Genomic DNA, 20,598 nt, shown 5'->3' with positions numbered 1-20,598 from the left:
ATCAGGAGGTGGGGCCGGAAGGCGGTGCCGCATCGGAAGCGACCGGCGGCTTTCCGTCCGTCGACGGAGATCCCGCGATCCAGGCTTCGCAGCAACCTTTGGCGAGGGTGCGGACCCGTCCGATATAGGCGGCCCGCTCGACCACGCTGATCACGCCGCGCGCATCCAGCAGGTTGAACAGGTGGCTGGCCTTGATGGCCTGGTCATAGGCGGGGAGGGCCAGCTTCTCGTTCAGGAGGGACTGGCACTCGGCCTCGGCGTCCTTGAAGTGCTGGAGCAGGCGGTCGGTGTTGGCATGCTCGAAGTTGAAGGCGGAATACTCGATCTCCGCCCGCTTGAACACGTCGCCGTAGCGGACGCCGGCCCCGTTGAAGTCGAGGTCGTAGACGTTCTCGACGCCCTGGACATACATGGCGAGGCGTTCAAGCCCATAGGTCAGCTCGACCGCGATGGGATCGCACTCGATCCCGCCGACCTGCTGGAAGTAGGTGAACTGGGTGACTTCCATGCCGTCGCACCAGACTTCCCAGCCGAGGCCCCAGGCGCCCAGCGTCGGGCTTTCCCAGTCGTCCTCGACGAAGCGGATGTCGTGCAGCGCCGGGTCGATGCCCAGCGCGTAGAGGCTTTTCAGGTAGAGGTCCTGCGCGTCCGCCGGCGACGGCTTCAGGATGACCTGGAACTGATAATAGTGCTGCAACCGGTTCGGGTTCTCGCCGTAGCGGCCATCCTTGGGGCGGCGCGACGGCTGGACATAGGCGGCGCGCCACGGCTGCGGCCCAAGTGCTCGAAGCGTCGTCGCCGGGTGGAACGTACCGGCGCCCACTTCCATGTCGTAGGGCTGGAGAATGACGCAGCCCTGCTCCGCCCAGAAGTTCTGGAGCTTGAGGATCAAGCCCTGGAAACTGAGAGGCCGCTTGGAACCGCTGGATTCCGCCGATCCGGAGGTCTGGGTCGCCGCGCTTGCAGGCGCCATGGTCGTTCACACTTTATCGTTTTGTTGCAGTGCGTGGACGATACGCGGGCAGTCTGCCGGAATCAAGTGCGGGCGGGTCGTTCCTTGGACCAGATTGGGGACCGGATCGGGGGTGACGGAGGGCAGTTCAACGATAGGGGCAATCGGGCCGCCCGCAACTGGTCGCTTTGGTTGCCGACACATAGACGTTGCAGGCCGGACAGCGGATCATTTCCTCCGCATTGGGGCGCGGACGGGGCAGACCGCCTTCGTTGGCGTCCAGCTTCCGCTTCGCCTCCATCCTGGCATTGATCCGGGCGACGTACCGGTAGCCGTACCAGACGACGGCGATCAGCAGGATGAGGGTGAGGATCTTTGAAAACATGCGTCTTCATTACGGCGGCGGGGCGGGGGCGGTCAAGGATGGTGGTGGGTTGTGATTGGGAGGATGTCGGAATGCTTGTCTCTGGACACAAAGCGTTGTGGGAAACGGCATCTACAGCGGACGCCATTCCAAGTTATATAACTTGCATGATTTCCATAAGGGTAGGGTGATGGATACTCTCAAGGTTTCGGCTGCGGAATTTCAGCGCAACATTGGACGCTATCAGGATCTGGCACTGCGCCGCCCCGTGGCCGTCACTCGCAACAGGCGCGAGAGTACCGTGCCGATATCAAGGGAGGATTATGAGCGCCTCAAGCGCCGTGATCGGCAGGTGCTCGGACTTGAGGATTTCACCGATGCGGACATTGCCGCACTCGAAGCGTCGCGCTCACCTGCGGAAGCGCATGCCTATGATCGCGAAATCAAGGACTGATATCAAAAGCCGAAGACTTTGACCGGCGGTAGGCAAGTGTTGGGCCACGGCCCAACCTACGAAGCAGGAGCCCGTAGGTTGGGCCGTGGCCCAACACCGGCGCGCTGACAGGTCTGATTTTGCGGCTCCGTTATAATCCAAGGGCATTAAACATTGACCGGCCTGGAACGTCAGATGTCGGGCTGAAGAGGCCCGACCTACGCCAGCGTGCTTTTGCCCGCGCTGCTTTTGTAGGTCGGGCCTCTTCCGCCCTTCACATCCCCATCAGTGCGGCCAGCTTCGTACGCAGGTCCGCCAGCACCGCCGGGGGAACCTTGCCGCCGGCGTAGGTGATCGGGCGGGCTATCGTGTCGATGCTTCGAACGAGGCTTGTCAGCACTTCGCCGGCCACCGCCAAGCCTTCAGGAAGCACGACGCTCGTTCCAAAGGGACGAATCCGCGATGTGATCGGGCAGACTATGGCGAGGCGTGTCGACTGCCAGAAAGCCACTGGAGAAACGACGACAGCCGGTAGTCGGCCACTCTGCTCACGCCCCACGCGCGGATCGAAGTCGGTCCATATCAGATCGCCTTCATCGGGTTCGTAGATCAATCCACCACTTCCCGGCCGACGTCAGGCCCCCAGTCGAACGCTTCGCGCATGTCCTCCGGGGTTATTCCGGTCAGAAGTTCCTCAAGCCTGTAGTACGGACGATCAGTCCTGATTACGAGACGATCCCCTTCAGCCTCGATTTCAACCCGAGCGCCGTCTTTCAGGCCGAGCCGGCCAGCTAATTCCTTTGGAATCCGCACCCCCAAGCTGTTGCCCCCGCGAGCCAATTGAACTTGCATCATGTCCTCCATGATATCCGCAATATATCCTGATGGCTGGTGGCTTCCGGAGCAATCAGCATCGTACCGGTCAGGTGCCGATCAGGCCCAACTGCGGGTTGGAAGCTTCGGCATAGGTGCGCTTCGGGATGCGTCCTGCTTCACGGGCGGCCTCCCGTTTCCACGGCGGCGCCGCCCGCCGGGCGAGGCCGGCGGGCCGGCTTGCGTGGGCCGTTCAGGTGAAGATCGATGACGGCGAGGGACTTTTTCGATACGCCGCCGGCGGCGGCGAATTCCGGCCAGCGAGACGTTGCGGATCGGACCCGATCGATGATTTCCTGGGCTTTGCTCCGGCCGATGCCGACCTCGTCCGCCAGTTTGAGAACATGTTCGATGCTGGGGTTGCCGCTTCCGGCGACATCCAGCGCATGTTCCCCGCCGTGGCCCATGGAAAACGTCACGTCATAGGCGGGGGCCGACAGCCAGGCGCCGTCCGGCGCCATCATGAAGCTGTGGTTCTTGGTATGGTCATCGCGATTGAAGGCGAATACGTTGAAGGCCATCCGCGTGAAAATCTGTTCGACGGCGCTTTGACGGCGTACCAGGGTCCAGGCGACCCTGAGCAGATGGCCATAGCCGATGCTGGGGTGTTCATGCGACGCGTTCAGCAGGCCGCTGACGGTATGCATGTGGACCCGCCTGTTGTAGACGCGGTCGAACCGCTTGATGCCGAAAAAGCCGGGTCCTTTCCTGGCCGGGAACAGCTTGGTCGGCGGCATGTCCACGCCGGCCGCTCCGGCCATGCCGGCATAGGCATTTTCGATGGCGCCGATGTCGATGGGGTCGGCGGCTGCCCGAAACTTGACCATCCAGGGATCGAAGCCTTCGGGCATCTCATCGACACCGTGAATCAGGAGGCTGTGGTCGTTCGCCAAGCCGACCAGCGCTTTCGGCCGGGCGCCGTGGGGCGATCCACCGACTGCCAAAAGCTCGTCCAGCACGGCGCGGGGGCTATCGTTCAGCACCTTCCGCGCTTCTCCGGCGAGCTTGTCCAGGTCGAGCATGCCATCGTAGCCCTCGGCCAGGGGCGGATGCTCGGGACGATATATCAGCGCGCCCATGCCATGGGCTCCCACCCAGGCCAGTCTGTCCAGGGGTGTCAACTGTCCGGGATGCAGGCCGATCCGGTATAGCTTGCGGTCCATCAGAAGGCGGCCCCAGCCATCCGGCAGGCTGTCATTGAACAAGCCATGCAGGCCGTCGAACGGCCTTGGCGGGCCTTCCATCAGGCCGGGACCCAACTTCAGGCGGAAGGGGGACAGATCCAGGCCGCTGGTGAGGAACGCCTGATCGTATTCGAAGTATGCGACGCGGTCGCGCCACGCCAGGCGGCCAACCTGACGCCGGACGCCGTCCAGATCGATCTCCACGTTCAGCAGCGGGATGGGGCGGAACGGTCCCGTTTTCCGCTTTGTCACTTCTTCTTGCCCCTCAGGCGCTTCCGGGGCGTTGCGATGACTTCGTCGAGGGACGTGAACTTCGGCAGGACGAACAGGCCCTCGAACCCGCTTTCCAGGCGCAGCGCCAAGGCGATGCGGACCACCACCTCAAGGGAGGCCGCCCCCGTGTGCTCGAACCGCTTCAGCGTGCCCAGGCTCACCCCGGACCGTTCGGCCAAGCCTTCCTGACTCAGGTCGGCTGCCAGACGGGCGGCACGGGACCGTTGGGCGATGCCGTGGCAGATATCAGCGGGCGAAGCGAACTCAGGAGATAACATGTTATCCATATAGTGCTGAACCACGATATAATAGATAATATATTATCTACTGAGTTTATTAATAGCTAAAGCGTCACTTGCGGAACCCCGCCCCGGCGCTTCCGCCGGGGCGGGGGATTGGCATCATGCAGCGCGGATGCCGGCCAGGAAGCGTTCGACTTCGGTGCGGAGCATTTCGGCCTGTTGCGACAATTCGCTTGCCGCTCCCAGCACCTGGGTCGCGGCGGAACCCGTCTGGGCCGATGCTTCCATGACCTGACCGACGTTCAGCGAGACCTCCTGGGTGCCGGCGGCGGCCTGGGCGACGTTGCGGGAGATTTCCGCCGTGGCGGCGTTCTGCTCCTCCACCGCGGCGGCGATCGTCGTGGTGATCTCGTTCATCTGGCGGATGGTGCCGCCGATGCCCCGGATCGCCGTGACGGCGCCGTTGGTCTCGTCCTGGATCGAGGCGATCTGGGCGGTAATGTCCTGCGTCGCCTTGGCGGTCTGGTTTGCGAGGTTCTTCACTTCGCTTGCGACCACCGCGAAGCCCTTGCCGTGTTCGCCGGCGCGGGCGGCCTCGATCGTGGCGTTGAGCGCCAGCAGGTTGGTCTGGCCGGCGATGCTCGAGATCAGTTCGACCACCTCGTTGATCTTCTGCGCCGCTTGCGCCAAGCCCTGAACCGTGGCGTCGGTCTGCTCGGCTTGGTTCACCGCGTCGTTGGCGATGCCGGTGGAGCGGCTGACCTGACGGGAGATCTCCATCAGGGAACCGGTCATCTCCTCCGCCGCCGAGGCGACGGTCTGGACGTTGGCGGAGGTCTGTTCGGCGGCACCGGCCGACGCCGTGGCCTGCCGGCTGGTCTCTTCGGCGGTTGCCGACATGCTCTGGGCGGTGCTGTCCAGTTCGGTTGCGGCGGACGAGACGGTGCGCAGGATGGACGCCATCTGGCCGTCGAAATCGCCGATCAGTCGCTCCACGGCTCGGGTCCGCTTTTCCTTGGCCTCGTTTTCGGCCGCCTGTTCCGCTTCAAGCCTGATCCGCTCGATGGCGTTTTCCTTGAAGACCTGTACGGCGGCAGCCATGGCGCCGATCTCGTCGCCTCGGCCGCGGGCGGGGATCTCGACCTTGGTGTCGCCCTGGGCCAATGCCTGCATGGCCCTGGTCATGGTCTGGACGGCGCCGGCGATGGTCCGCGTCAGGCCGAAGGCGCAGAGTACTCCGATCAGCAAAGCCACAGCCAGGCCGCTCCAGGCGAACCAGCGGGCGGTGCTGAAGTCCTGTGCCACCTGCTGCTTAAGCTTGTCCTGATCGGCTTTCTGGCTCTCCATTACTTTGTTGATCTGACCCAGCAAGGTTCCTCGCAGGCGAGCGGCTTCCATCGCCAACTGGTTGCGCTGAGCGGTGGCATCCGTGAACTTGTCGGCCATGGCCCGATACCTGGGAACGTCCGCACCGATCGATGTGAGGCGCTGATTGAGCGACGCGTCGTTCGGTTTGCTCAAGGCGTCTTTCAATGCATCCTCTGCTTCCTTCAACTCTTCATTGATCCGCTTCTGATCATCAAGGTTGTTGGATTGGAGGAACTTATAAACGCTCAACCGGGCAAGCAGGAAAGATTCGTTGATCTTGCCGAGATCGCTGGAGAGTTCGAGGTCATTGGCTTTCTGGGCAAGGTCGTTGGTATCGGAGATAGCTTGCCGGACGCTGACACCCAGCGGGGTCATTTCCTCGCTAAGGATACGCATTTGCGTATCGATCAATTTGGTTGTTTTGACGACGGTGCTGTCATAGCTGTTCTGGGTTTCACCCATTTCCGCCAGGATGCGAGTTCTTTCCGGGTTCTTGATCGCATCTCGCGCGGTCTTTAGCGTGTCTTGGAAGAGTTGCCGGCTGCTATCGAGTTTCGCCATATTTTCCGCGGTCGGAGCAAGCTGGTAATCACGTGCGGAAACGGCGGTGCCCAGCAGTCCTTTCTCTACGTTGGCGATCAGCAAGCTATTGGTCGCGATCCGGCCGAAGTCACCGAAGCTTTCCTCGGAACTGCTCATGGAGCGCTGGTCGTTCGCGACGAGCGTCAAGGAAATGGACAGCATGACGACGAAGCCCAACCCAAGTTTTACGCCGAGCTTCGCGTTCTGGAAACCTCTTATTGGATTCATGGTGCTGAGTCTTCCTGTCATCTGATTGCGTGTTCCGGCAGCCATGCGAAATGCCGGACATGCAGTCAGCCAAACAGTGGCTGGCCCGCGTCCGGCTTCCATAGGGCGGGGAAATGCACACACGATGCCAAAAAGGATTAATCCTTGATGCCTAAATCTTCAGGCTTATCGAGAGAATGGGATTGTGGATGGAGCCTCGATACTCACTGGTATCCTAGAAACGTGCTATATCTTTAGTAGGTAATCACCGCAGAAGCAAAAAGCAGTTGGTTGGCATTTTGCTAAATCATAACCATTGTATTTTTTGCATTTTGCAAAAATCCGCTTTGTGCAGACAGTCAACCAAGACGGCATAGATGTCTTGGTTGACTGTCTTTTATGCCCGAGACGCTCGAACACCGTCAGTCTACGTACCGATCAAGCCCAATTGCGGGCTGGAGGGTTCGGCGTATGTCCGCTTCGGGATGCGCCCGGCTTCGCGGGCGGCCAGTCCGGCTTCGACGGCGGAGCGCATGGCGGCGGCCATGCGGCGCGGGTCGCGGGCCTTCGCTACGGCCGTATTGAGCAGCACGGCGCTGCATCCGAGCTCAAGGGCCAGTGCCGCATCCGATGCGGTGCCGATGCCAGCGTCCAAGACGACCGGAACCGAGCTTCGGGAGCAGATCAACTCGATCGCGTGCGGGTTGGCGATGCCCATGCCGGAGCCGATCGGCGAACCGAGCGGCATCACGGCGGCGGCTCCGGCGTCGGCCAGCTTGCGGCAGGAGACGGGATCGTCGTTGCAATAGGGCAGGACGGTGAAACCGTCGGCCACCAGTTCCTCGGTCGCCTTCAGCAGCTCGATCACGTCGGGGTGCAGGGTTTCGCGGTCGCCGATGACTTCCAGCTTGATCCAGTTGGTTTGCAGGGCTTCACGGGCGAGCTTGGCGGTCAGCACGGCTTCGCGGGCGGTGGAGCAGCCTGCCGTGTTGGGCAGCAGGACATAGTCGGAGCCCAGCATGTCCACCATGCTCTCGGCGTAGCCTTCCAGGCTGATGCGGCGGATGGAGACGGTGACGACCTCCGCTCCGCTGGCGGTGATGGCGTCCAGCATCACCTGACGGTTCGGGTAACCCGCCGTCCCGATGAACAGGCGGGAATTGAGGTGGCGGCCGGCGATTTCCAATGTGTCGGTCATGATTACGGTATCTCGGTGCTGCGGGGGCGGCGTTTCAGCCGCCGGAGAAGGGGCGGACGATTTCCAGCTCGTCACCGGGAGACAGGGTGGTCTCATGCCAGTGGGCCGCCGGGACGACCATCCCGTTCAGCGCCACGGCCACGCCCTTGGCGCCGGGCGCCACTCCCTTGGCGTGCAGCAGCGCGTCGAGGGTCGAGGCGGCCAGCGATTCCGGCTTGCCGTTGACTTGGATATGCTGGGTCATTGCGATTCCCTCCTGGGATCTCAGCGGTTCGATGCCGCTTTTCTGATGAATCGGTCCAGGCCGAAGGGGCGGATGACATCGGAGGTCCGGCCGGTCAGGATGTGGTCGGATATCGCGTCCGACGTGACCGGCGTCAGAAGGATGCCGTTGCGGTGGTGGCCGGTCGCGAGCACGAGGCCGTCGAGGCCGGAAGGCCCCAGGATCGGCGCGTCGTCGCGCGAGCCGGGGCGGAAGCCGACCCAGAGTTCGTCGATCGGCAGTTCCTCGATGCCGGGCAGGGTGCGCCATGCACCCTCGATCAGCGACATGACACCTCCCGCCGTCAGATCGGTGTTGAAGCCGCGCTCCTCGACCGTGGCGCCGATGACCAGACGTCCATCGCGGCGGGGGACCAGATAGACGCTGGGCGTCCAGACGACGTGGCGCAGCAGCGGCTCATTCGGGTCCATGCGGAGTGCGGCCATCTGGCCCTTGACCGGGCGGACCGGCGGACGGGCGAGATCGGGCAAGCCGGGGATCGCGCGCGACCATGCGCCCGCGGCCAGTACGGTGGTATCGGCGTGATGGAAGTCGCCGCTCTCCAGCCTCACACCGACGGCCCGGTTGCCTTCGGTCAGGATTTCGGCGACGGGGGCGTGCTCGTGCAACTGGCCGCCGGCCCGTTCGAACGCGATGCGCAGCGCCTTGGCGAGCTTGCGGTTGTCCACCTGGTGGTCGCCGGGGCTGAAGATGGCGGCGACGGTGTTGGTGTGCAGGTAGGGTTCGCGCTTCTTCGCCTCTCCGCCGGTCAGCCACTGGTGGTCGAGGCCGAGGCTCTTCTGAAGGTCGAAGTTGAAGCGCAGACGGGCGGCGTCGTCGGCGTTCAGGGCCACGACCAGCGTGCCTTCGGTCCGAAGGTCTATTTCCATGCCGGAGGCTGCTTCCAATTCCGCCGCGAAGGAGGGCCAGAGTTGCTGGCTGTGGCGGTTCAGCGGAAGCTGGCCTTCCTCGCCGGGCTCAACCTCCACTCCGGCGGCCAGCATGCCGGCGGCGGCTTGGCTGGCGCCCAAGCCGGCGTTGCCCTTGTCGAAGACATGGACTCGGCATCCGGCTGCGGCCAGACGCCAGCCGATGCCGAGGCCAATGACGCCGGCGCCGACGATCAGAACGGAGGATGAAGATAGAGGTGATGTCGTCAAGGGGCTCCCTTCGTCGGCATGATCCGAACAGGTTCGATGGGTATGATCTCAGCCGCTCAAGAACGAAGCGGCACCCCAGCCAGATATTTCGAGGCCATTAAAGCCCGCGAGGTTGCGCGGCGCAACCCCGCATCGCCCGGTATTGCGGAGTGTTCTTACCGTCGGGTGGAAAAACCGGCAGGCGGCAAGGCGGTCACTGTTCTACCGGTCACAGGCCGAAACGCGACCACATCGCCCGTTCCTCCACCGCGCCGATGACGGCATGGGCGAAGTCGTCGGCCAATCCGGACGCAAGGAGCCCGGTCGGCAGCAAAGAGGGCAGGGACGTTTCCGAACGGACGCGGCCGCGCCACCAGCGGCGGTCGCCCTGGACAAGGCGCAGCTTGACCTTCTCGCCGAAGCGGCCGCGCATGACGGTGCGGAGATCGCCCAGCCCGTCGATCAGGCCAAGCTCCTGCGCGCGGGTTCCCGTCCAGAACTCCCCCGTGAACAGGTCGTCGTCGGTCCCCTTCAGGCGTCCGCCCCGGCGATCCCGCACCATCCCCTTGAAGGCGTCGTGGATTTCGGCCTGGATCGCCTTCAGGCGGATGACGTCGTCGTCGTTTTCCGGCTGGAACGGGTCGAGCATCGCCTTGCGGGTGCCCGACGTATGGACGCGCCGCTCGATGCCGTAGCGGGCGATCAGGTCCTGGAAGCCGAAGCCGGCGGAAACGACGCCGATCGAGCCGATGATCGAGCTGGTGTCGGCATAGATCTCGTCGGCGGCGCAGGCGAGCCAGTAGCCGCCCGATGCGGCCACATCCTCCGCGAAGGCGAAGACGGGCACCTTCTTCTCGTCGGCAAGCTGCCTGATCCGGCCTGCGACCAGGGCCGACTGGACCGGCGAACCGCCGGGCGAGTTGATCTGGAGCGCCACCGCCTGCTGGCCGGGGACGGCGAAGGCGCGCTCGATCACGGGAGCGAGCGCCGACAAGGTGATGCCCTGACGGAGCGCCCCTCCAGCACCTATGACACCGGAAAGGCGAATGACGGAAACGATGGGGGCGGGCTTGCGACCGAAGGCGGTCATGATGCGGCGGATCAACATGGAATATAGATGGAGCAAATCGGCTGGAATAAAAGCCTGCCGGTCAGGGTTCCAGCGTCTTTCCATGGCGGAGGATGGCTTCCGCCGCAGGGGTGAAGCTGCCGTCGGTTTCGTGGAGCACGAGGCCGGGGGACATGATGGCCGGGCTGCGCGCGTTCCGGCGCGCGGTGACGATGACGCGCTTGGCGGGACGCCCGGCTTTCGGCCAGAGCGGTATCAGCGTGACGGCGCCGAACCGGCCGTGCAGCAGTGCTATGAGGTCGTCGAGACGGTCGGCGCGGTGGATCAGCGTCAAAGTGCCGCGTGGCTTCAGCATGCGGGTGCAGAAGGCGATCCAGGCGGAGAGATCGGCGGAGCCTTCGCCATGGGCCAGCGCCCGGCCGGCGCCCGGCGGCGGGGTGTGCGTGCCGGCCTTCTGGAAGGGAGGGTTGGACATCACCCGGTCGAAGCCGGAGGGGGGCAGGCAGGCGGGTGGAGATTGCAGGTCGCCGGCGAGGATGCCGACGCGGCCTTCCAGGGCGTTGTCGCGGATATTGGCGGCGGCAAGCTCGACCAGATCGGATTGCAGTTCCAGGCCGGTGACATGGGCGCCGGGAACGCGGAAGGCCAGGCACAGCGATGCCGCTCCCACGCCGGCCCCGACATCGAGGACGCGTTCGCCCGGCAATGCCGGCGTGGCCGCCGCCAGCAGGATCGGATCGATCGCGGCACGGTAGCCCTGGCGCGGCTGTTTCAGGCTGATGCGGCCGTCGAGCAGGCGGTCTTCCGACCAGGGGGAGCGATCGGGCGGTTCGCCTGCCGGATCAGGGACGGGGGAAATGGCCCGCCTCCACCAGGATGCGGCGGGCGGCGTCGTAGTCTTCCTCCACCACCATCAGGCGGCGGGGGATCGCGCCGATGCTGCCTTCGAGGATGCTGGTGTAGGTGTCCAGCACGACCGCCTCGATGCCGGCGTCGGCCAGCAGCGCCGTCAGCCACGACAACAGTACGGGGTCGACCGTCCGCAGGAGTTCCTTCATCAATCGTCCCCATCGTGCGCGTTCAGTCGTCGGGCGCGCCATCCGTGAATAGCACGGGAAGAGAGGTCGGAAAACCGCGCGGTGGATCTTGTTTCGATGCTAGAATGACATTAGACGATATCAACTCATCCGCGGCGATTTCGACAGCGGACTTGACCAGCGAAGTCCTGTCCTTATGCTCGCTATCATCTCGTGCCCTGCCACGCCATGCTGGAGACCAAATTGGCGGTCGTGACCAACCTCAGCCTGAAACGATCAACCCCGGACGTGAACGCACTCGATAAGCTGACGGTCCTGGTCGCAGACGACCTCAAGGCCTGCAACGCCCTCATCATCGACCGCATGCAGTCCCCGGTCGAACTCATCCCCCAACTGGCCGGCTACATCGTAGCCGCCGGCGGCAAACGGCTGCGGCCGGTGCTGACGCTCGCCTCGGCGCGGCTGTGCCGCTACGGCGGCGACCGGCACCAGGGGCTGGCGGCCTGCGTCGAGTTCATCCACACCGCCACGCTGCTGCACGACGACGTCGTGGACGAAAGCGACCTGCGGCGCGGGCTTGCCTCGGCCAATGCCGTGTTCGGCAACAAGGCCAGCGTGCTGGTCGGCGACTTCCTGTTCAGCCGCGCCTTCGAGCTGATGGTCGAGGACGGGTCGCTCGACGTGCTGCGCATCCTGTCACATGCCTCCGCCGTGATCGCGGAAGGGGAGGTGCTTCAGCTCACCACGTCGAACGACACCGGCACCAGCGAGCAGGCCTATCTGGACGTCATCCGCTCCAAGACGGCCGAGCTGTTCGCGGCCGCCTGCCAGATCGGCGCCGTCGTGGCCGATCGTCCGTCGGTGGAGGAGGACGCGCTGTTCGCCTATGGGCTGAACCTGGGCATCGCCTTCCAGCTGGTGGACGACGTCCTGGACTATTCCGCCCTTCAGGCGCGGCTCGGCAAGACCGTCGGCGACGACTTCCGCGAGGGCAAGATCACCCTGCCGGTGATCCTGGCCTACCGGCGCGGCAGCGACGAGGAGCGGGTCTTCTGGAACCGCGCCCTGGAAGAGATGGAGCAGGGCGACGGCGACCTGGACAAGGCGATCGGCCTGATGAACCAGCACGGCGCGCTGCGCGACACCGTGGAGCGGGCACGGCACTACGGAGCGATCGCGCGCGATGCCCTGGGGATCTTCCCCGACAGCGAGGAGAAGACGGCGCTGCTGGACGTCATCGATTTCGTGATCGACCGGGAGTTCTAAAAAGTCCGCGTGGCCTGGAATTCGGCGCTTGCGCGGGGCCGTTCTTGCCGGTATATACCCGCCCACGCCGCGACGCGGCGGCCTTGAAAAAGGTCGTTGAATTGGGGTGGTCCAGGGTATCGGAGTGTAGCTCAGCCTGGTAGAGCACTGTCTTCGGGAGGCAGGGGCCGGAGGTTCGAATCCTCTCACTCCGACCATGACGCAAAAAGGGCTTCGGCATCGCCGAAGCCCTTTTTGCGTTGGGAGACATAACACCGGAGCATTGAGCACTGGCCGGCCTGGGACGTCACATGTCGGGCTGAAGAGGCACGACCTACGCCGGAGTGCTCCTGTTCCCCGACATTTCCGGTGTTCCAAGCGTACTTGCGTAGCAAACTGTCTTGGGGATCAGGCCTCTTCAGCCCGACATGACGGCAGGAGCGTTTACGCTGCTGGAGGGAAAGTCTCAGCCGGCGCCGTTGCCGGCCCGCAATGCTCCGGCGGGGGTGGCCGGGCTGGTGGGGCTTGCCGGGCCTGTGGTCGTGGCGGGGGTGTCGGAGGTGGAGCGGGCGGGCAGGATGCAGCGGATGCAGGTGCCTTCGCTGAGGCGGCTGTCGATCTCGACGCGGCCGCCGTGCAGCTCGATGAAGCTCTTGACCAGGGACAGGCCGAGTCCGGCCCCGGTCTGGCGGGCCTGCGGGTTGGCGCGCTCGAAGCGGCCGAAGACGCGTTCCTGATCGGCGGCCGGGATGCCGATGCCGGTGTCGGTCACGGCCAGGACGAAGGAGCCGCCGATCCGTTCGGCGGAAACCAGGATCCTGCCGCCGGGCGGCGTGAACTTGATGGCGTTGCTGATCAGGTTGAAGACGGCCTGCTTCAGGCGCTTCTCGTCGGCGTCGATGGTGCCGATGTCGTCGGCATAGTCCACGTCCAGCTTCAGGCTCTGCTTCCGTGCCCAGTCGCGGGTCAGGCCGATCACGCTGCCCAGCATCGCCGGGATGTCCACCGGAGCGCGCTCCAGGACCATGTAGCCGGCCTCGACGGTGGCGAGGTCCAGGATATCGTTGATCAGCAGCAGCAGGCGCTGGCCGCTGTCCAGGACGGCGCGGCTGTATTCGAGCTGGCGATCGTTCAGGGGGCCGAAATACTGGTTCGCCAGGATCTCTGCGAAGCCCATGATCGCGTTCAGCGGAGTGCGGAGCTGGTATGAGACGTTGGCGATGAACTCCGACTTCAGACGGTCCGCCGCTTCCAGCGCCGCGTTGCGTTCCCTCAGGGCCTGTTCGACCCGGACGCTGTCGGTCACGTCGAGGAAACTGGTCAGGACGGCGCCATCGGGCAGCGGCACGCTGGAAAACTCGACCACGGAGCCGTCGACGCGCTCCAGCCGGCCGTTGCCGGCGGCGCGTTCCAGCGTTCCGGCGATGGTCTCGCGCTTGAAGCCTTCCCAGTCGTCGCCATAGTCGAAGAAGTGCTTCATCTTCTCGACCAGCTCGACCAGGTGGGGTTCGCCGTTGAGGTCTTCCTGCCGCAGGTTCCAGATCCGGGCATAGGCCGGGTTGGACAGCTTCAGCCTGCCGTCGCCGCCGAACACGGCGATGCCTTCCGCCAAGTTGTCCAGGCTCTCCTGCTGGACGGCCATCAGCGTGTTGTAGGAAGACTCCAGCGCCAGCGCGTTGGTGACGTCCTCCAGGATGAACATCAGCCCGCCGAACGGGTGCGGCACCAGCAGCATCCGGAGCGTCGTGCCGTCGGGCAGGTGGAGCAGGTCTTCCGCCGGCTCGATCAGGGACGTGAACTTGGCGAGCTGCTCGCGCTTGTAGCGCGGGAAATCGGCGTGTTCCGGCAGCCGGCGCCGGGCGCGCAGGTCTTCCATGATCTCGCCGTAGGTCGGCTCCGACTCGAGCCACTTCACGTCCAGGCCCCAGAGCGAGACATAGGCCTGGTTGTAGAAGAGCAGGCGAGTGTCGGCGCCGTAGATAGCGATCGGGGAGCCGAGCTGTTCCAGCACTTCGCCATGGGCGGAGACGTGGCGGCTCAGTTCGCGGCGCAGGTCCTCCTGCGCGGTCAGGTCGAGCGCGAAGCCGGCGACCATTGCTCCGGCGGCCGTCCCGGCGGGGAACGGGATTTCCGTGATCTCGACCAGCCGGCGGGCGCCGTCGATCACCATGTGCTGGGTTTCCGAACGGGGAGCGTCGGCGGCGGTCGCCTGCTCGGCCAGCCGGCGGCCCGAGCCGCGCTGGGCGTCGGTCGCCAGCTCGCGCTGCTGCTCGATCGCCTCGTCGCGCCCGAGTTCGACCGCGTCGGCGTAGGCCTTGTTGCACCAGACGATCGACAGGTCCTTGGCGCGCAGCCAGATCGGATAGGGAATCAGGTCGAGGGCGGCATGGAACTCCGCGATGGTCTGGAGCGCCGCGTTGCGGGCCTGCGTCTGCCGCTTGATCTCGCCCGTTACATCGCCGATGTCGCGTGCCCACAGCACGTCGAAGGACTCGCCGCCCGACCTTCCCGAGCCGCGCGAGCCGCTCAACTCGAGCACGCGGGCGCCGTCGGCGGTGGTGACGACGATCTGGAAAGGCTGTCCAGTCAGGCGAAGATGGCCGAAAGCGCCGTTGAGTGCCGCGGCGTCGCTGGTTTCCAGCGCGTTCTCGATATCCTCCAGCCGGTCGCAGCGGGCGACGCCGAGCAGGCTCGCGAATGCCGGCGAGACCGCATGGGTGCCGCCGGCGCTCCAGCCGCACCAAGCATCGGGGGAGGCGGTCAGGAAAGCTTCGAGCCTGTCCACCTGCGCTTGCAGATCCGCCGAGCGGCGCGCATGGCGGCGGCTGCGGAGATTCTGCCACAGGATGCCGGCCAGACTGGCACCGGCGAGACCCACCAGAGCCAGCGTGCCGAAGCCGGGAACGGCTGTGCCACCGGTCACGGCGCCGGGCACCTGCGCATACGCTACGTGAGCGTGCGGCAGTGCCGTCGTCAGAGCCGCGCCGGCCGCAGCCAGGAGGAGTTTATGTTTGGTCGCCAGGGTTATCACGGGGAGGGTATTAGTTAACCTGATTTAACTCAGCCATCGAGCGACGTTACATAACTGGACGGCGCTAGTCCATCATTACGCCCATGGCGTGAGCATGATTGAGTGGAACAGCGCAATTTTTCCGAAAGATCGAGGGTATATTAACCTTTGGGTGAAAGGCCGGCGGCGCCTTTGGCGCGCCACCAGTCACCGCTTTTATATCGAAAGGGCTGAAAAGATCTATTGATTAGGCGATCGGGTGATGCTCTTGATCGGTCCGCGCGGGTTGCCGGACATCTCGGCGATCTTACGGTCCTGTTCCTCGATCAGAGCCTTTGCCGGTTCGTCGCCGTCAAGGCCGCCGAGCAATTCGCTGGGCACCTTGCGGTTGGATGTGCGGGCGCCGTCCTGGTACAGGACGTCGAACAGCACGAAGGCATTGTCGGTCGCTTGTTTCTTGCGGGCCATTGCCGCTCTCCCGTGACTTTGCTGGATATGGGCTGGATCAGGGGAGTGTCTTAGGACATCGGGTCCGGGTACCGACACTGTTTCTATGGATCTATGACGTTTGAGCCTTCATGCCGCACATTGGGCCGCACGCTGGGCTGCATCCCGGAAGAATCCGGCGGATGAGCGCGTGCCATGGCCGGCCGGTCTCGGCTAGAGTGGGGCACCTTCGCCCGATTCTCCGGTGTTTCAGATCAAGCGATATAGCAGATGACCTCCCTGGAACAACCAGCCCGGCCCGGCCGGCAAGCCCATACCGACATCCGGCCCGACGGCTGGATCGACCGATTCGCTCCGGCGCCGGTCCGGCCCTATCTGAAGCTGGCCCGGTTGGACCGGCCGATCGGGACGTGGCTGCTGCTGTTTCCGTGCTGGTGGTCGCAGGCTTTGGCGACCCAGGGCTGGCCGGACCCGTGGATGATGGCGCTGTTCGGCATCGGCGCCGTGGTGATGCGCGGGGCCGGCTGCACCGTCAACGACATCCTGGACCGCGACATCGACGGCATGGTCGAGCGGACGCGAAGCCGGCCGATCCCGAGCGGGCAGGTCTCGGTGAAGCAGGCGCTGGCGTTCCTGGTGTTCCAGCTTCTGGTCGGGCTGCTGGTGCTGGTCCAGTTCAACGGCTTCACCATCCTGCTGGGGGCGGCGTCGCTGGCGCTGGTCTTCACCTATCCGACGATGAAGCGGATCACGTGGTGGCCGCAGGCGTTCCTGGGCCTGACGTTCAACTGGGGCGCGCTGGTCGGCTGGTCGGCGGTGACGGGTGGCCTGGACCTGCCGGCGCTGGTGCTCTACGCGGCGGGGATCGTCTGGACGCTGGGCTACGACACGATCTACGCCCACCAGGACAAGGAGGACGACGCCCGCATCGGCGTCAAGTCGACGGCGCTCCGGCTGGGCGAAGCGTCCAAGATCTGGATCTACGGCTTCTACACGCTGACCTATGGCGGGCTGCTGGCGGCAGGCCTGCTGGCGGGCCTGGGTTTCTGGTTCCAGATGCTGATGACGGCGGCGCTGATCCAGCTTGCATGGCAGGTCGGAACGTGGCGGCCGGACGATCCGGCGGACTGTCTGGTCAAGTTCAAGTCGAACCGCTGGTTCGGCTGGCTGGTCCTGGGCGCAATCGTCGCGGGGCATGTGCTGTAGGGGGCGATGGATTCTCCTTGCGTACCGGGAGTGCCGTGTGAGCCTGTGACTGACATGACAAGCTTGATCATCGAACCCGCCGCCGCTCCGATCTTTGACAGGCGCGCCTTCATCCTGGCGAACACCGAACTGACGGCGCCGCCGATGCTGCCGGAAGTCCGTCTGCATCTGGCAACCGAAGTGACGCCGCTGTGGGAGGCGACCGAAACGACGCTGGCCGCCGTCAACCTGCCGCCGCCCTACTGGGCCTTCGCCTGGCCGGGCGGGCAGGCGGTGGCACGCCATGTGCTGGACGTGCCGGAACTGGTGGCGGGCAAGCGGGTGCTGGACTTCGCGGCGGGTAGCGGCATGGTCGCGATCGCGGCGGCGAAGGCCGGAGCGGTGGAGGTCGTGGCGGTCGAGATCGACGACTTCGCGGCCATGGTCGTCGGCCTGAACGCCGAGGCGAACGAGGTCGCGGTACGGGTTGTCTGCGACGATATCGTAGGCCTGCCGCTGCCCGATATCGACGTCATCCTGGCGGGCGACATCTGCTACGAGAAGCCGATGGCGGAGCGGGTGATCGGCTGGCTGCGCGGACTGGCGCGGAACGGGGTGCTGGTGATCATCGGCGATCCCGGGCGCGCCTATGTGCCGAAGACAGGGCTCGATGCTCTGGCGAAGTTCGCGGTGCCGACCTCCCTCGACCTGGAGGACCGAGAGGTCCGGGACACGGTGGTCTGGCGGCTGCTGGGCGACTAGGCAGCCTTCGCCAGCAGTTCGATGAGGCGGAGCCGATAGTCCGCGTCGGTGACGATGGCGTGGATGAAGCTGTCCAGCGTCGCCTTCGGGGCCAGCCGCAGGCGGGTCAGGCCGAGGACGCCGTGCTGGTTCAAGGCTGGCCATGCGCGGCCAGCGCAGTGGATGGCTTCGAGGGCGACGGGAGTGTCCCGGTCGATCAGGGGGCCTCGGCGGCTCAGGTAGGTTTCGGCGGCGTGGATCGTACCAAAGCCTTCGATTTCCAGGTCGATGCCGGTCAGGTGATGGCGGTCGTAGTTGATGCCGATGCCCTCGGTCGCGTCCATCCGCTCAAGCTCTGCCGGGGTGAGCCACTGGACGGCGACGTCCACCGTGGCGCCGGGGCAGGGGTGCAGCGTCGCGGGCACGGCGCCGTAGCGGGTGAAGTGGGCCGAATAGACCACGTCGAACCCGGCCAGCTTGGCGCACAGGACGGGGATGCGGAGCGGCAGCGGCCAGTCCCGGAACTTGCGGGCGAGCTGTTCCGGCGCCCGGTTGGAGCCGCAGGCGATGACGGGGATTCGGCCGGTCAACTCGCCGAGGATATCGGCGGGCAGCGGGTGACGGGCGTGGTCGGCGAACAGGTAGGAGCAGGCCGGAAACTCATAGGGATATCCGGTGGCGAGTGCTATCAGCGTCTTCAGGTCCAGTGTCGTCATGGCGGAACCGTGCCGCCGCCAGCCGTCTTCGTCAAGCCGGGTGCTCTATCCGCTTGACGTGGCCCTATGTTCGCCGATGTTAAGCGGCTCCAGGCTTTCGACGTTCCCGACATTCAGAGATGCTCTTGCCATGCCCTATTCTTCCCTGCGCGATTTCATGGACCGGCTGGAACGCTCGGGCCGGCTGGTGCGCGTCAAGACGCCGGTTTCCCCTGCGCTGGAAATGACCGAGATCCACACGCGGCTGCTGGCGCAGCAGGGGCCTGCGGTGCTGTTCGAGAATGTCGTGAAGCCGGACGGGTCGCGCTACGAGATGCCGGTGCTGATCAACCTGTTCGGCACGGTCGAGCGGGTCGCCTGGGGCATGGACCGCGAACCGCACGAGCTGCGTGGCGTCGGCGAGACGCTGGCGTTCCTGCGCCAGCCGGAGCCGCCGGGCGGCTTCCGCGAGGCGATGGAGATGATCCCGCTGGTCAAGACCGTCCTGTCCATGAAGCCGAAGACGGTGTCGTCGGCGCCCTGCCAGGAGGTCGTTCTGAAAGGCGACGACATCGACCTTGGCCGGCTGCCGATCCAGGGCTGCTGGCCGGGCGAGCCGGCCCCGCTGATCACATGGCCGCTGGTGGTCACCAAGGGGCCGGGCAAGAAGCGGGAGGACGACTACAACCTCGGCATCTACCGCATGCAGGTGACGGGGCGGAACACGACGCTGATGCGCTGGCTGAAGCACCGGGGCGGCGCCCAGCACCACCGCCGCTGGGCGGCGGCAGGCAAGCGGGAGCCTCTGCCGGCCGCCGCCGTGCTGGGAGCCGATCCTGGGACGATCCTGGCCGCCGTGACCCCCGTGCCGGACACCCTGTCGGAATACCAGTTCGCCGGTCTGCTGCGCGGACGCAAGGTCGAGTTGGTGGACTGCAAGACGATCCCGCTCAAGGTGCCGGCACAGGCCGAGATCGTGATCGAGGGGCTGGTCAGCCTGGACGAATACGGCGACGAGGGGCCGTACGGCGACCACACCGGCTACTACAACGCGGTCGAGCCGTTCCCGGTCTTCCACGTCACCGCGATCACGATGCGGCGGAACCCGATCTATCTCTCCACCTTCACCGGGCGTCCGCCGGACGAGCCGAGCGTGCTGGGCGAGGCGCTGAACGAGGTCTTCATTCCGCTGCTGATCCAGCAGTTCCCCGAGATCGTCGACTTCTGGCTGCCGCCTGAGGGCTGCTCGTACAGGATCGCGGTGGTGTCGATGAAGAAGGCCTACCCCGGCCACGCCAAGCGCGTGATGATGGGCGTCTGGTCGTTCCTGCGGCAGTTCATGTACACCAAGTGGGTGATCGTCGTGGACGACGACATCAACGCGCGCGACTGGAAAGACGTGATGTGGGCCGTCTCGACCCGCATGGACCCGGCCCGCGACATTACCGTGGTCGAGGGCACGCCGATCGACTACCTGGACTTCGCCAGCCCGGAAAGCGGGCTCGGCGGCAAGGTCGGCTTGGACGCCACCAACAAATGGCCGCCGGAAACCAAGCGTGAATGGGGCCAGCAGTTGCGGATGGACGAGGATGTCGTGAAGGAGGTCACGCGCAAGTGGGACAGCTACGGCATCCCGCTGCACGGTAAGCCGATCTGGAAGTGAGGGTGGGTACAGGCAAACTTGTAATCGGCATTAGCCTCCGGCAGGTTTCCGCGCTATCATACCTCGAAATCGTGGGTACCGCCGTGTGGTCAAGACTGGCGATCTCCCGCAGATCAGAGGAATTCGCCAGTGACCGCCCATCCACGGGAACCGCATCGGAACGAAACGGATTTTTCCGGAACGCTTCTAAGATGGAAGGAGCGCTTGCGCAGGAGGTTCAAGCCTGTCGTTCAAGTCGGATGGAATATAGCGGCCTTCATCTTCGGCGGGCGCATTCAGGAAGCGCGAGACATTGCCCTGTTCAACGACCATGAGGCGGCAGTTGCTCATGCCATCAAGCATGAAAAAGAGATAAACGCAATGATACGGGAGATGTTGAAACATGCTCCCCGTTGAACGGCTTTGAAGGGGATCTCATTTCAACATCTG

22 protein-coding genes, 1 tRNA gene and 1 riboswitch are annotated in these 20,598 nt (G+C 64.8%); of the genes, 7 read left to right on the top strand and 16 right to left on the bottom strand.

Annotation, left to right across the window (positions count from 1 at the left end; all coding sequences use genetic code 11):
- Nucleotide 1: 1 nt before the first annotated feature.
- Nucleotides 2–973 (bottom strand): glycine--tRNA ligase subunit alpha, encoded by a 972-nt coding sequence (locus tag N826_RS21540; protein WP_084720993.1) that lies wholly within the window; start codon nucleotides 971–973, stop codon nucleotides 2–4.
- Nucleotides 974–1,100: 127 nt separating this feature from the next.
- Nucleotides 1,101–1,337 (bottom strand): hypothetical protein, encoded by a 237-nt coding sequence (locus N826_RS21535; RefSeq protein ID WP_044432221.1) that lies wholly within the window; start codon nucleotides 1,335–1,337, stop codon nucleotides 1,101–1,103.
- A gap of 169 nt (nucleotides 1,338–1,506) precedes the next feature.
- Here N826_RS21535 and N826_RS21530 point away from each other — a divergent pair, with 169 nt between their 5' ends.
- Complete coding sequence (locus tag N826_RS21530; RefSeq protein WP_044432220.1) at nucleotides 1,507–1,770, top strand: type II toxin-antitoxin system Phd/YefM family antitoxin; 264 nt, start codon at nucleotides 1,507–1,509, stop codon at nucleotides 1,768–1,770.
- Between the two features lie 253 nt (nucleotides 1,771–2,023).
- On the opposite strand, the gene N826_RS21525 is transcribed toward N826_RS21530, so the two are convergent.
- The 11 genes from N826_RS21525 to N826_RS21475 form a co-directional block, all read right to left on the bottom strand.
- A complete protein-coding gene (locus tag N826_RS21525; RefSeq protein WP_052831747.1) occupies nucleotides 2,024–2,362 on the bottom strand; it encodes a type II toxin-antitoxin system PemK/MazF family toxin in 339 nt (112 codons plus the stop codon).
- A complete protein-coding gene (locus N826_RS21520; protein WP_052831744.1) occupies nucleotides 2,359–2,613 on the bottom strand; it encodes an AbrB/MazE/SpoVT family DNA-binding domain-containing protein in 255 nt (84 codons plus the stop codon). The genes N826_RS21525 and N826_RS21520 overlap by 4 nt, the downstream gene beginning before the upstream one ends.
- A gap of 128 nt (nucleotides 2,614–2,741) precedes the next feature.
- Complete coding sequence (locus N826_RS21515; protein WP_052831742.1) at nucleotides 2,742–4,058, bottom strand: type II toxin-antitoxin system HipA family toxin; 1,317 nt, start codon at nucleotides 4,056–4,058, stop codon at nucleotides 2,742–2,744.
- Nucleotides 4,055–4,357: a helix-turn-helix domain-containing protein gene (locus N826_RS21510; RefSeq protein WP_052831740.1), complete on the bottom strand. Its 303-nt coding sequence runs from the start codon at nucleotides 4,355–4,357 to the stop codon at nucleotides 4,055–4,057. The genes N826_RS21515 and N826_RS21510 overlap by 4 nt, the downstream gene beginning before the upstream one ends.
- 123 nt (nucleotides 4,358–4,480) lie before the next feature.
- A complete protein-coding gene (locus N826_RS40360) occupies nucleotides 4,481–6,499 on the bottom strand; it encodes a methyl-accepting chemotaxis protein (protein ID WP_244619519.1) in 2,019 nt (672 codons plus the stop codon).
- 406 nt (nucleotides 6,500–6,905) lie between these two features.
- Nucleotides 6,906–7,676: a thiazole synthase gene (gene thiG, locus N826_RS21500; RefSeq protein ID WP_044432217.1), complete on the bottom strand. Its 771-nt coding sequence runs from the start codon at nucleotides 7,674–7,676 to the stop codon at nucleotides 6,906–6,908.
- Nucleotides 7,677–7,710: 34 nt separating this feature from the next.
- Nucleotides 7,711–7,920 carry a sulfur carrier protein ThiS gene (thiS, locus tag N826_RS21495; RefSeq protein WP_044432215.1) on the bottom strand — a complete coding sequence of 70 codons (210 nt, stop codon included), beginning with the start codon at nucleotides 7,918–7,920 and terminating at the stop codon, nucleotides 7,711–7,713.
- Nucleotides 7,921–7,940: 20 nt separating this feature from the next.
- Nucleotides 7,941–9,098 (bottom strand): glycine oxidase ThiO, encoded by a 1,158-nt coding sequence (gene thiO, locus N826_RS21490; protein ID WP_044432214.1) that lies wholly within the window; start codon nucleotides 9,096–9,098, stop codon nucleotides 7,941–7,943.
- Nucleotides 9,087–9,186, bottom strand: a riboswitch (TPP riboswitch). (Overlaps the previous gene by 12 nt.)
- A 120-nt stretch (nucleotides 9,187–9,306) precedes the next feature.
- Nucleotides 9,307–10,167 (bottom strand): S49 family peptidase, encoded by an 861-nt coding sequence (locus N826_RS21485; protein ID WP_084721015.1) that lies wholly within the window; start codon nucleotides 10,165–10,167, stop codon nucleotides 9,307–9,309.
- A 61-nt stretch (nucleotides 10,168–10,228) separates the two neighbouring features.
- Nucleotides 10,229–10,921 (bottom strand): tRNA1(Val) (adenine(37)-N6)-methyltransferase, encoded by a 693-nt coding sequence (locus N826_RS21480; RefSeq protein ID WP_345769881.1) that lies wholly within the window; start codon nucleotides 10,919–10,921, stop codon nucleotides 10,229–10,231.
- 67 nt (nucleotides 10,922–10,988) lie between these two features.
- On the bottom strand, nucleotides 10,989–11,204 hold the full coding sequence (locus N826_RS21475; RefSeq protein WP_044432210.1) for a putative signal transducing protein: 216 nt from the start codon (nucleotides 11,202–11,204) through the stop codon (nucleotides 10,989–10,991).
- Nucleotides 11,205–11,426: 222 nt separating this feature from the next.
- Here N826_RS21475 and N826_RS21470 point away from each other — a divergent pair, with 222 nt between their 5' ends.
- Together N826_RS21470 and N826_RS21465 are read left to right on the top strand one after the other, a co-directional pair.
- Nucleotides 11,427–12,449 carry a polyprenyl synthetase family protein gene (locus tag N826_RS21470; protein ID WP_044432208.1) on the top strand — a complete coding sequence of 341 codons (1,023 nt, stop codon included), beginning with the start codon at nucleotides 11,427–11,429 and terminating at the stop codon, nucleotides 12,447–12,449.
- 120 nt (nucleotides 12,450–12,569) lie between these two features.
- Nucleotides 12,570–12,646: transfer RNA gene (locus N826_RS21465), tRNA-Pro, on the top strand.
- 248 nt (nucleotides 12,647–12,894) lie between these two features.
- Here the strand turns inward: N826_RS21465 and N826_RS21460 are convergent.
- Together N826_RS21460 and N826_RS21455 are read right to left on the bottom strand one after the other, a co-directional pair.
- Complete coding sequence (locus N826_RS21460) at nucleotides 12,895–15,351, bottom strand: PAS domain-containing sensor histidine kinase (protein ID WP_244619521.1); 2,457 nt, start codon at nucleotides 15,349–15,351, stop codon at nucleotides 12,895–12,897.
- A 327-nt stretch (nucleotides 15,352–15,678) separates the two neighbouring features.
- Nucleotides 15,679–15,906, bottom strand: coding sequence for a hypothetical protein (locus N826_RS21455; protein ID WP_044432207.1), 228 nt, complete (start codon nucleotides 15,904–15,906; stop codon nucleotides 15,679–15,681).
- Nucleotides 15,907–16,155: 249 nt separating this feature from the next.
- On the opposite strand from N826_RS21455, the gene ubiA reads away from it, so the two are divergent.
- Both ubiA and N826_RS21445 read left to right on the top strand, forming a co-directional pair.
- The gene (ubiA, locus tag N826_RS21450; protein ID WP_044432205.1) at nucleotides 16,156–17,091 is read left to right on the top strand and encodes a 4-hydroxybenzoate octaprenyltransferase; all 936 of its coding nucleotides are present in this window, start codon (nucleotides 16,156–16,158) and stop codon (nucleotides 17,089–17,091) included.
- A 54-nt stretch (nucleotides 17,092–17,145) separates the two neighbouring features.
- Nucleotides 17,146–17,832, top strand: coding sequence for a class I SAM-dependent methyltransferase (locus tag N826_RS21445; protein ID WP_084720991.1), 687 nt, complete (start codon nucleotides 17,146–17,148; stop codon nucleotides 17,830–17,832).
- Here the strand turns inward: N826_RS21445 and N826_RS40355 are convergent.
- Nucleotides 17,829–18,527 carry a gamma-glutamylcyclotransferase family protein gene (locus tag N826_RS40355; protein ID WP_052831737.1) on the bottom strand — a complete coding sequence of 233 codons (699 nt, stop codon included), beginning with the start codon at nucleotides 18,525–18,527 and terminating at the stop codon, nucleotides 17,829–17,831. The two genes, N826_RS21445 and N826_RS40355, sit on opposite strands and share 4 nt — an antisense overlap.
- 130 nt (nucleotides 18,528–18,657) lie before the next feature.
- Between N826_RS40355 and N826_RS21435 the strand changes: the two genes are divergently transcribed.
- Nucleotides 18,658–20,169: a UbiD family decarboxylase gene (locus tag N826_RS21435; protein ID WP_044432204.1), complete on the top strand. Its 1,512-nt coding sequence runs from the start codon at nucleotides 18,658–18,660 to the stop codon at nucleotides 20,167–20,169.
- Between the two features lie 129 nt (nucleotides 20,170–20,298).
- Entirely contained in the window at nucleotides 20,299–20,565 is a 267-nt protein-coding gene (locus N826_RS21430) for a hypothetical protein (RefSeq protein WP_147040457.1), read from the top strand.
- Nucleotides 20,566–20,598 lie beyond the last annotated feature (33 nt).

The organism is Skermanella aerolata KACC 11604 (genome assembly GCF_000936425.1).
Lineage (GTDB): Bacteria > Pseudomonadota > Alphaproteobacteria > Azospirillales > Azospirillaceae > Skermanella > Skermanella aerolata.
This window is presented reverse-complemented; position numbering and strand designations above follow the sequence as displayed.

Coding starts and splice junctions, on each gene's coding strand:
- N826_RS21540 (WP_084720993.1), bottom strand. CDS start 973: ATGGCGCCTGCAAGCGCGGCGACCCAGACCTCCGGATCGGCGGAATCC.
- N826_RS21535 (WP_044432221.1), bottom strand. CDS start 1,337: ATGTTTTCAAAGATCCTCACCCTCATCCTGCTGATCGCCGTCGTCTGG.
- N826_RS21530 (WP_044432220.1), top strand. CDS start 1,507: ATGGATACTCTCAAGGTTTCGGCTGCGGAATTTCAGCGCAACATTGGA.
- N826_RS21520 (WP_052831744.1), bottom strand. CDS start 2,613: ATGGAGGACATGATGCAAGTTCAATTGGCTCGCGGGGGCAACAGCTTG.
- N826_RS21510 (WP_052831740.1), bottom strand. CDS start 4,357: ATGTTATCTCCTGAGTTCGCTTCGCCCGCTGATATCTGCCACGGCATC.
- N826_RS40360 (WP_244619519.1), bottom strand. CDS start 6,499: ATGAATCCAATAAGAGGTTTCCAGAACGCGAAGCTCGGCGTAAAACTT.
- thiG (WP_044432217.1), bottom strand. CDS start 7,676: ATGACCGACACATTGGAAATCGCCGGCCGCCACCTCAATTCCCGCCTG.
- thiS (WP_044432215.1), bottom strand. CDS start 7,920: ATGACCCAGCATATCCAAGTCAACGGCAAGCCGGAATCGCTGGCCGCC.
- N826_RS21485 (WP_084721015.1), bottom strand. CDS start 10,167: ATGACCGCCTTCGGTCGCAAGCCCGCCCCCATCGTTTCCGTCATTCGC.
- N826_RS21475 (WP_044432210.1), bottom strand. CDS start 11,204: ATGAAGGAACTCCTGCGGACGGTCGACCCCGTACTGTTGTCGTGGCTG.
- N826_RS21455 (WP_044432207.1), bottom strand. CDS start 15,906: ATGGCCCGCAAGAAACAAGCGACCGACAATGCCTTCGTGCTGTTCGAC.
- ubiA (WP_044432205.1), top strand. CDS start 16,156: ATGACCTCCCTGGAACAACCAGCCCGGCCCGGCCGGCAAGCCCATACC.
- N826_RS21445 (WP_084720991.1), top strand. CDS start 17,146: ATGACAAGCTTGATCATCGAACCCGCCGCCGCTCCGATCTTTGACAGG.
- N826_RS40355 (WP_052831737.1), bottom strand. CDS start 18,527: ATGACGACACTGGACCTGAAGACGCTGATAGCACTCGCCACCGGATAT.
- N826_RS21435 (WP_044432204.1), top strand. CDS start 18,658: ATGCCCTATTCTTCCCTGCGCGATTTCATGGACCGGCTGGAACGCTCG.